This window comes from Stieleria sp. (assembly GCF_041595215.1).
Lineage (GTDB): Bacteria > Planctomycetota > Planctomycetia > Pirellulales > Pirellulaceae > Stieleria > Stieleria magnilauensis.
This window is the reverse complement of the sequence record NZ_JBFHKV010000203.1, coordinates 1-9,726: the sequence shown is the minus strand read 5'-3', so window position 1 is coordinate 9,726 and position 9,726 is coordinate 1. Positions and strand designations below refer to the sequence as shown.

Below are 9,726 nucleotides of genomic sequence, written 5' to 3'. Positions count from 1 at the left end.
TGTGTGGCGATGAGTGAACCGGCGTTCTGGGCCGGATATGACCGGGGCAGCGTCGACGGATTCCGTGATTACTTTCGTCAGTTGACCGAAACCGAGCCGGCTCGGGCGGCACAATACGGTATCCAGCATTTCACGTGGTTGTGCATCAACGCCAAAGAAGCCGAAAATGTCCAACTGTCACGCGACGTGATCGCGATGATTCCCGAGTTTTTGGACAAGCCCAATGTGCTGGGGATCGGCGAGATCGGGCTGAACAAGAACACCAAGAACGAGGCCACCATTTTCTTGGAGCATCTGGATCTGGCCGCCGAGCACGGCCAATCGATTTTGATCCACACGCCGCACCTGGAAGACAAATACCAGGGAACGCGGATGATTCTGGACATGCTGTGTGATGACAAACGCCTGCAGCGCGATCGGATTCTGGTCGATCACGTCGAAGAGCATACGATCGGCGAAGTGTTGGATCGCGGGTTCTGGGGCGGAATGACGCTTTACCCGGTCACCAAATGCACGCCCGAGCGAGCGGTCGACATGATCGAGCAGACCGGCGGCGAGCGGTTGTTGGTCAATTCGGCCGGCGATTGGGGGCCGAGTAAACCGACTGCGGTCCCGGATCTGATCTTCGAGATGCGACGTCGCGGTCTGCCGGAATCCCTGGTCCGCAAAGTCGTTTACGACAATCCGCTTGAATTCTTTTCCAAAAGCAAGCAGTTCAATTTCACCCCACGCGGGTAGTGCGGTATCGAGTTTGATTGGGTGCCTCGCCGCGTCTGGCATGCTGTGCATGCCGAATGTCTGCAATCCCCCCGCGCGATGGCCTGTCGATTGAATCGAAGTTCCGAAATCAGCGCAGCCGCGTAGGGCATGCTGTGCATGCCAGACGTCTGGTTTTGCACGGTTTCAGCGTCAGGGCGCAAGCGTCTCCGGTCCCTCCTCTTTTCCAACCCACCGATGGCAGCGCGAACCCACGGATCGTTAGCTGGTTTTCATCCGTGGGTTCGCTCTGCCATCGGTGGGTTCACTTTAGTCGCGTAATGGGGGCTGTCTTCAGGCGGACGCTTCCAGCGTTGCACTGCAATCCGCCCGTTTGATTTCCTGTCGATTGAATCGAGGTTCGAAGATCAGCGCAGTGATTCCAGGTACGCATGGGCGAGGGGCGTCGCGTGGCCCCTTGCTAACGCGTGCGGGCTTGAATCGACAGGCCGTGGCGTCCGCGATTGGAATGGGGCGGGCGTCGCGGGATCCCGCAAACGGTCCCCGGCCGCTAGAATCACTGCGGTGACCGGCCGGTTGGGTTCGAACCGGTCGTGTGTTTCCGTCAAGCGATCCGGAGTCCGCTGTGAAGGGTGGAGAGAAAGGGAATTCATTTTCGACCTTCGGGGGCGTCTTCACACCCTGTGTGCTGACGATCCTGGGCGTCATCATGTTTTTGCGTTTCGGCTTTGTCGTGGGACAGGCCGGCGTCTTTGCTGCCCTGGTCATCGTCTTGGCCAGTAACGCCATCACCACCTTGACCAGTTTGTCGCTTTCAGCGATCGCCACCAACACGCGTGTCGAAGGCGGAGGCGCGTACTTTCTGATCAGCCGCAGCCTGGGGCCGGAATTTGGCGGCGCGATCGGCTTGGTCTTTTTTGCCGCCCAGGCGCTTTCGGTGGCGATGTACGTGATCGGTTTTTCCGAAGCGATGCTGGTGTTGCTGCCCGAGGGAACGTCACCGATCCTGGTCGCGTCTTTGACCAATCTGATGGTGACCGTTTGTGTTTGGGTCGGTGCCAGCTGGGCGATCAAGATTCAATTCGTGATCTTGGCCAGCGTGGTGATTTCGCTGCTGTCGTTCTTCGGCGGTGCGGCCGGGAACTTCGACATGCAGAATTTGGCGTCCAATTGGGGCACCGGGTTCGAGGGGACGGAGTCATTCTGGACCGTCTTTGCGTTGTTCTTTCCCGCGGTCACCGGGATCATGGCGGGGGCGAACATGTCGGGTGATCTTCGTGATCCGGCGCGTTCGATCCCGATCGGCACGCTCTCAGCCGTCGTCGTCACGATGTTGATTTATGCATCGATGGCGGTTTGTCTGGGCGGCAGCGCGAGTCGTGAAGACTTGATCGGCAGCAACATGGTCGTCAGCAACGTGGCGATGTTTCCGTTGTTGATCACGTTGGGCGTTTTTGCGGCGACGCTTTCCTCGGCGCTGGGCAGCATGATGGGGGCCCCGCGGATCTTGCAATCGCTGGCCCGCGACCGTGTCTTCCTGCAACTGGTACCCCTGGGCGTCAGCGGCGACGACGGTGAGCCTCGGCGGGCGATCTTGGTCACGGCACTGATCGCTCAAACCGGCATCATGGCGGCGGACCTCGATTCGATCGCACCCCTGATCACGATGGCGTTCCTGCTGACCTACGGACTTCTCAACCTGGCGACGTTCTACGAATCGATCACCAACAACCCCAGTTACCGGCCCCAGTTCCGTTACAGCAACTGGGTCACTGCCCTCGCCGGCGCGATCGGCTGTGGGCTGGTGATGTTGTTGATCGATTGGCGCTGGGCGATCGTGGCGAGCGGTTTGGTCGCCGCCTTGCACTCCTACCTGACGCGTGCGGATGTGAACGCCGATTGGGGCGATTTAGGCAGCGGCTTGTTGTTCGAACGCACCCGTCGCAATCTGTTGAAGCTGGAAGACAGTCTGTACCATCCCAAGAACTGGCGACCGTTTATCCTGGCATTCAGTGGCAGCGGATTCTCGCGTCCGCACCTGGTCGTGTTCGGCAGTTGGTTGTCGCGGGAGACAGGGGTTTTGGCACTGGCGCAGGTGATCCCCGGTGGACTGGATGACCAATCCGAGCGTCTAGCGAGTCAGGAATCGATCTTGCACGCGATGATCAAGGAACGGCGGTTGGCCGCCTTTCCCGCGGTGGTCGTGGCCAGTGATTACACCGCGGGGGTTCAGGCGCTGGTTCAGTGCCAGGGGCTGGGACGGTTGCGACCGAACGTGGTCCTGATGGGATGTCCCTTGTCGGCTGATCGAATGCGCGTCTTTGGCGGTCTGCTGCGAAATCTCGAAGGCCTCGATCGCAGCGTGGTGGTCCTGCGGCAGATCGATGAATCCCAAGGCGAAGACGTCGCGCCCAGCGGGACCGTCGACGTCTGGTGGCGGGGACGGGCCAACGGTGAATTGATGGTGTTGTTGGCCCATCTGATGCTATCCCACCCGACCTGGCAGGGGCGGCAGTTGCGACTATTGCGGGTCGTGCAAAGCGATTCGGCGATCGATGAAGTAAACTCCCACTTGGAAGGTTTGCTCAGGGAAGCCCGAATCGTCGGGCAAACCAAAGTCGTCGTCAGCGATAATGCGGCGCACGCCATCCAAACGACCAGCCGTGATGCCGCGTTCGTCTATCTGGGGCTTGCGATTCCTGCCGAAGGCGAAGATACGGAGTTCCTGATGCACCTGGAAGAACTCGTCGGCGACTTACCACGGGTCGCGCTGGTGCGAAGCGGCGGCGGAATGAAGTTGGAGAGTTAGACATGGGCAGCGTGTTCAAAGAATCTGCCATCCGCAGCGGCTTGGTGTCCCAGCGTCAGATGGCCAAAGTCATCGATAAAGTCGGTGCGGACGACGATGCATTGATCGCCGCGACCCTGGTCAAAAGCGGACTGTTGACCGCCTACCAGGCGCAACAACTACACACCGGACGGACCAAGTTGACGTTGGGACCTTACCTGATCACCGACTGGATCGGCCAGGGAGGAATGGGGCAAGTCTTCAAGGCCGTGCACAAAGTGATGGGCCGCGAATGTGCCGTCAAAGTGCTACCGTTGGAAAAGTCGACGGCCCTCTCGCGAGATTCCTTCACCCGTGAAATCCGAGTGCAGGCCGGGTTGGACTGCCCCTTCGTCGTCCGCGCCTACGACGCCGGTCGAGATGGCAGTGTGCACTACCTGGTCACCGAATATGTCCCCGGAACCGACTTGCGGAAATTGGTGCGTCGCGGCGGCCCGCTCAGCATGAATCACGCTGCTTTGGTGATCTCGCAAGCCGCACGGGGGCTTCAATACGCTCACGACTTGGGGCTGGTGCATCGCGACGTCAAACCGGGAAACATCCTCGTGACCCCCGAAGGCCACGCCAAGGTCTCTGACATCGGCTTGGCCGCGTGGAGCATGGGATTGGATGACGATCCACGCGCCGGAAAGATCGTCGGGACCGCAGACTATCTGTCCCCCGAACAGATTCGTAATCCCCGGGCCATCGGACCGGCCAGCGATCTCTACTCGCTCGGTTGTACGCTGTATTACACCGTGACGGGCAAGGTGCCCTTTCCCGGTGGCGATTCCAAAAGCAAATGCAAACGACACTGCGAGCAGACGCCCTGGCATCCGCGAAAATTTGCCCCGGATTTGTCGGAGGACTTCGTGGATACGATCGCCGACATGATGGAAAAGGATCCGTCGCGACGCATCGCGACCGCGAACGAAGTGGCCGAGCGGTTGGAGGTTTGGTGCACGACCTCGTTCGAAGTCGATCGGCCGATCGAGCGTCAGGCATGGACGGCGCCGCCGATCGGAATGGACGACGGACCGGAGTGGGGGCCAACGGTCTCCGCCGATGGGCCACCGGTGATCGGTTCGGGCCAGTACAGTTCCGGCCTACAGGGCTCCGGCAACCAGGGTTCCGGCAACCAAAGCTCTGGCACGCAGGGTTCCAAAGTCGGAATGGTCCCCTCGGATTCATCGATTCCGCTGGTGTTGGATCAACCGATCGATCCGTCGATGCCGCGAGAACGCCGCAAACCTTTCCCCGTGGGCTTTGTCGGCGGCCTGATGCTCGGCATCGTGCTCGGTGCCCTCACCGCGTTGTACTGCGTTCGCGAGTTCGTGTCGCAGTAGCGTTGACGGAGCACGACCGGCATGCACAGCATGCCCTACGTTGAAAGGGACGGAGCGGCCGGCCTTACCAGCGGTCTTCGGGGCGTTCCAGAATTTCGCGTAGCAGAAACGCTTGCTGCAACCCGCCGGGACGTTGGATCAGATCCAACAATTGCTCCGCGGGTGATCCGCCGGCGATGGAAATGACTCCGCGATCGGCTTCCTGAGGCTCGTGAATGTCGCGTTGTTGTTGCGCCAGCTTCTCGCGTGCTTCGGCGGCTTTTTTCTTCGACTCGGCCAACTTGCGCTGTTGTTCGGCAAGCGGGTTGACCGGTTCGACGAGTTCCGCCACCGGGATCGGTTCTTCGTAGCGCTGGCGAACTTGACGTTCCCGCCTGGCCTCGGTGTACTCCGGTTTGGGCCGTGGTTTCGGCGCCGGCCTTGCCGGTCTGCCACCGCCTGCACCACCACCACCGGCCTGTTGTTGCTTTTGGGCGCGGCGTTCGGCGGCGCGTTTGAGAAAGTCTTCTAGATCACCAGCCATGCTTCACTCGGGTGTTGGTCTGAGTCGCATTGGACGCATCGATCATGCGTTCTTTCTGTCGGAACTATTGCGTGACTGGCCCGTCGATGCGATCGATTTCCGCATCTCCGTGTCGGCGCTCACGTTTTGCAATTTGTAGTAATCCAGGATGTGCAGCTTTCCGGTTCGGAACGCTTCGCTCATCGCCTCCGGGACGGACGCTTGGGCCATCACCAGCGCGGCACGGCTTTCTTCGACCTTGGCTTCCATCTCTTTCTCTTCCGCCGCCGCCGCGGCACGTTTGCCTTCGGCGCGAGCCCGGGCGACTTGCGTGTCGGCTTCGGCCTGGTCCGCCATCAGCCGGGCGCCGATGTTGGCCCCGACATCGATGTCCGCGATGTCGATCGAAACGATTTCAAACGCGGTTTGCGAATCAAGACGTTTGGCGAGCACGGCTTTACTGATCACGTCGGGGTTTTCGAGCACCGCGGCGTGACTGTCCGCGCTGCCGATCGCACTGACAATCCCTTCGCCGACACGTGCGATGATGGTTTCTTCGGTCGCACCGCCGATCAACTGCTGCAAGTTGGCTCGGACCGTGACTCGCGCACGCACTTTTAATTGGATTCCGTCTTTGGCGACGGCATCCAACGAGGGTTTGACGGAACCGCGCGGCGGGCAGTCGATCACTTTGGGATACACGCTGGTTTTGACAGATTCCAAGACATCGCGTCCGGCCAAATCGATGGCGGCGGCCTCGCGGAACGTCAACGAAATCGTCTTTGCCTTTTTGGCTGCGATCACCGCACGGACGACTTGTTGCACGTTTCCGCCGGCCAGGTAATGTGCTTCCAATGCCTCGCTGGTCATCGCCGGGTCATCCAAGCCCGCTTGGACGGCCATGATCTTGCTGCGGACGATCGACCGTGCATTGACCTTTCGAAATGTCATGCCGATCAAGTCGCCGATGCCCACGCCGGCGCCGGTCAACCAGGATTGCACCCAGATGCCGAAGTAGCTGGCGAATACAAAAAAGACGACCAGCGCGATGCCGATCAAAATCAAGGCGCCCACGAGCGCCGGAACGGTCAAATCACTTGCTTCGACGGCAAGTAAATTCGATGACCACGCGATGAGAGTAGCTGGAGGTGACGACCCGAAAACCATTGTGTTGCATCCTGTCCGTGCGAATCGAGTTCAGCCGATCAGTTTGTCACGCCAACCCGTGTGATGATTCCACGTCCTTGGACCGACAATACCTTTGTCAAATGTACCGGATCCGATCGCGGCCCGCGACACCCGTCGACAAACCGGCCCACGGTTACTCGTCCAATTCATCCAGATCCAGCGACTCGAGCGTCGCCTCGATCGATTCCGTTCGCCGCTCGACGTCGACCTGTTCGGGATGCAAGTCGGCTCGCTCGGCAACCCGAACGCGCAACTTGCCCGCCACCGCGCTGATCACCACGATTTCCGTGCCGGCATCGATCGGGCTGCCGTCGGACACCGCGTCGAGTCGTTTGCCGTCGATGACGACCAACCCGCTGGGAAGCAGGTTGGTTTTGGCGATCCCGGAGCGTCCCACCAGATCTTTCCGCTTCTCGCCGCTCCGCAAGCGGCTTTCGGTCGGCTCGTCGAGCTGGCCGGGGCGACGGTTGAGGATCCGTTTGCCGATCGCCGTGTGCGGCCAGTAGCGGATCATCATGACCAGCACCACCGGCGTGGAAAGCACGACGGTGGCCGTCACGGCAAAACCAGCCGTCGCGCTGTGCGTGAACGCGATCACAATCGATGTCGTCGCGGCGATCGCGGCGGCAAAACCAACCATCCCCGCGCTGGGAATGAAAAACTCGCCCACCAGCAGGACGTAAAAGAGTGCTAGCAAAGCAAGGGAGTAAGTCAGCGGCATGGGCTATTCTTCGACGACCACCTTGGCACCTTGCACATCGATCACGGTCACCGAGACCCCTTTGTCGATCATCGACCCGTCGCTGACGACTTGAACGACTTGATCACCGAAACGGGCTTTTCCGCTCGGCCGCAGCGGCGTCGTGGTTTGGCCGGTTTGATGCAACAAGGCGCTAAAATCCGCGAGTTTCTCGGCTTGGTGGATCGCCTCGGCGTCCGGTTTTTCCATGATCAAGTGGCGAAACAGCGGCAGATGGGGAAAGAATTGCCGCATCAACACAAACCCCCCGAACAGGCCTAGCAAGCTTCCCAGGGCTGCCCAAAGTCCCCGCGTGATGACGGCCAGTTGGTAGGAGTTTTGCGGCAACACAAAGGTCTGACTCATCAGCACGATCGATGCGATCGTCATGATCAGCCCGCCGATGCCGAAGATTCCGAAACCGGGAATCACGAAGATCTCCAGCGCGATACAGCACAGTCCAAGCATCAATAAGACCAGCTCCAGCCATTCGGCGGTCCCGGCCAAGTAGTTCATCCAGAAGAACAGTCCGAAGCAGACCATGGCCAGAAAACCGGGCACACCCATGCCGGGGGCGTTCATTTCTGCGGACAAGGCGACGAACCCGACCATCAGCAAGATCATCATCAGACCTTGGCTGCGACCGAGTCGTTCGACGAATCGAACCAGGCCTCGATCGGAAACCGGTTTGGGCACCGCTTCCATGCCGCTGCGACGGGCGACATCGTCGAGCGAATCGCTGCGCCCGTCGGCCAGTCCCAGCTCGATGGCTCTGTCGGCGGTCAGTCCTTCTTTCATTTCGATGCGTTCGCCTTTTTCCCAGCGATCGCGTTCCAAGTCGGGATCGTCGGATTGGGAAACCAGGTCAGCCGGCGTGGTGTATTTGACCCTGCCCGTCTTCTTGTTGGTGTATCGATAGACTTCCAGGTCACTGCACAATAGGCCGCGGATCAAGCCCACGGGGCGTTTGGTGGCTCGGGCGATGCTGTCGATCAGCTCGTCGTGATTGTCCAGATCGGTCAGCGAGATTTCATCGGCGCCGGTCCCGCCCAGGATCGCATCGGGGGTCATGTACAGCGGTTTGCACGCTACCGCCAACAGCGCGCTGTCGCTGCGAGCTTCTTTGCTGACGAGCCCGACGACGGTTCGCAGCGGCGGTTCGGGCATCGCGAATGAGCTGGCCAAGCTGGCGCTTTGGTCCAGGTCGCCGCCGATCGAATCGAGTGCAATCAGCCACGTGTTGACCGAGCCCTCGACCAGCGACCCGTTGAGATTGCTTTGCCAGCGCCGCACCCGACTGCGAGAGATCGAGCCGGTGATTTCCAGCAGCACACCGTTGGTGACTCCCCCGATGGCGTCCGATTCGACGGGAATGATTTGTGCCAGGTCGAGCACTTCGGCGGCTTCTTCGAGCGTCTCGACGATGCCGGCGGCGATCCGCGCGGACCGCAGCTGATCGGCCGAGACGGTGGCCGGCACGCCTGCCGCGCTCCACACTTCTTCTTCCAAAACCTCGCCTGTTTCACGTAGTTTCACGAGTTCTTCACCCCCGGCGAAGGACTTTCCGCCGCCGACGTTGCTGACCCAAGCCAGTTCGACGTCGGGATCGATCAGCGCGGCGACGACCGGTTTTGGAAACAGGCCACGGCGGGCGGCGATGCTTTGATAGGCCAACACGATCGTTTCGTCCTGGTCACTTTCGCCGGCGGAGGCATCGATCAGTCGGGCGCCTGATGAAAGCAGGATCGAGTCGGACGCCAGGATCGGCAGCAGTGAATGACCGGTCACGCTGCCTTGGACAAAGGACACGATTCGCAGCGACCGGAGCCGGTCGCCGGTGACCGCCCGGGCGACTTTGAGCGCGTCTTCAAACGAGGTCGCTTCGCCTCCGGAGGACTCCGCATCGTAGCGGAGCACGACGTCCAGCCGACCGTCCTGTGGCGCGGATTTTGCCAATCGCTCTAGCTGTCCGATCAGCGCCGTGGCCGATTGGCCGCCCAGTGGGACGGGCACATCCACCACGTACCCATTCTCGGCATCGGCCGAGAATCCCGGCGAGATGCACAGAAGTGCCAGAAAGACAAACGAAAGCCACGCTCGTAAGGTCACGACACCCACTCCAAAGACGACAGAAACGACGCACGAGTGATTATAGGGCACGAATGCCCCGAGACGAGGTCGTTAACGGTCGCGGGGAGGGGATTGCCGGTATGCCGCAGAAAAAGCCGTCGGGACTCTTGGCAATTCACCCTCCCTGGCAGGCAACGCGGTGAAGCATCTTTTAGCGGAAGGGCGCGAGCCCTCCGGTTTTGCCTTGCGGGGCCCGAAGGCTCGCGCCAATCGGCTGATCCTCGTTTGACATCAGCCGGTTCGCGCCAGCGTCCGGGCACCTCCATGCCCTCCCTGG

7 protein-coding genes are annotated in these 9,726 nt (G+C 60.6%); 3 read left to right on the top strand and 4 right to left on the bottom strand.

Going from position 1 to position 9,726, the window contains the following annotated elements; all coding sequences use genetic code 11:
- The 3 genes from ABX749_RS10345 to ABX749_RS10335 form a co-directional block, all read left to right on the top strand.
- Positions 1 to 738, top strand: a 738-nt coding sequence (locus ABX749_RS10345; RefSeq protein ID WP_372895911.1) for a TatD family hydrolase, incomplete at its 5' end; no start/stop codon positions are given.
- 574 nt (positions 739 to 1,312) lie between these two features.
- On the top strand, positions 1,313 to 3,526 hold the full coding sequence (locus ABX749_RS10340; protein WP_372895910.1) for an amino acid permease: 2,214 nt from the start codon (positions 1,313 to 1,315) through the stop codon (positions 3,524 to 3,526).
- A 2-nt stretch (positions 3,527 to 3,528) separates the two neighbouring features.
- The gene (locus ABX749_RS10335; RefSeq protein WP_372895909.1) at positions 3,529 to 4,890 is read left to right on the top strand and encodes a serine/threonine protein kinase; all 1,362 of its coding nucleotides are present in this window, start codon (positions 3,529 to 3,531) and stop codon (positions 4,888 to 4,890) included.
- 64 nt (positions 4,891 to 4,954) lie between these two features.
- On the opposite strand, the gene ABX749_RS10330 is transcribed toward ABX749_RS10335, so the two are convergent.
- The 4 genes from ABX749_RS10330 to ABX749_RS10315 form a co-directional block, all read right to left on the bottom strand.
- Positions 4,955 to 5,413: a hypothetical protein gene (locus ABX749_RS10330; protein ID WP_145208806.1), complete on the bottom strand. Its 459-nt coding sequence runs from the start codon at positions 5,411 to 5,413 to the stop codon at positions 4,955 to 4,957.
- Positions 5,414 to 5,455: 42 nt separating this feature from the next.
- On the bottom strand, positions 5,456 to 6,559 hold the full coding sequence (floA, locus tag ABX749_RS10325) for a flotillin-like protein FloA (protein WP_145208804.1): 1,104 nt from the start codon (positions 6,557 to 6,559) through the stop codon (positions 5,456 to 5,458).
- A 154-nt stretch (positions 6,560 to 6,713) separates the two neighbouring features.
- A complete protein-coding gene (locus ABX749_RS10320; protein WP_145208802.1) occupies positions 6,714 to 7,301 on the bottom strand; it encodes an NfeD family protein in 588 nt (195 codons plus the stop codon).
- Positions 7,302 to 7,304: 3 nt separating this feature from the next.
- Entirely contained in the window at positions 7,305 to 9,428 is a 2,124-nt protein-coding gene (locus tag ABX749_RS10315; RefSeq protein WP_372895908.1) for an NfeD family protein, read from the bottom strand.
- Positions 9,429 to 9,726 lie beyond the last annotated feature (298 nt).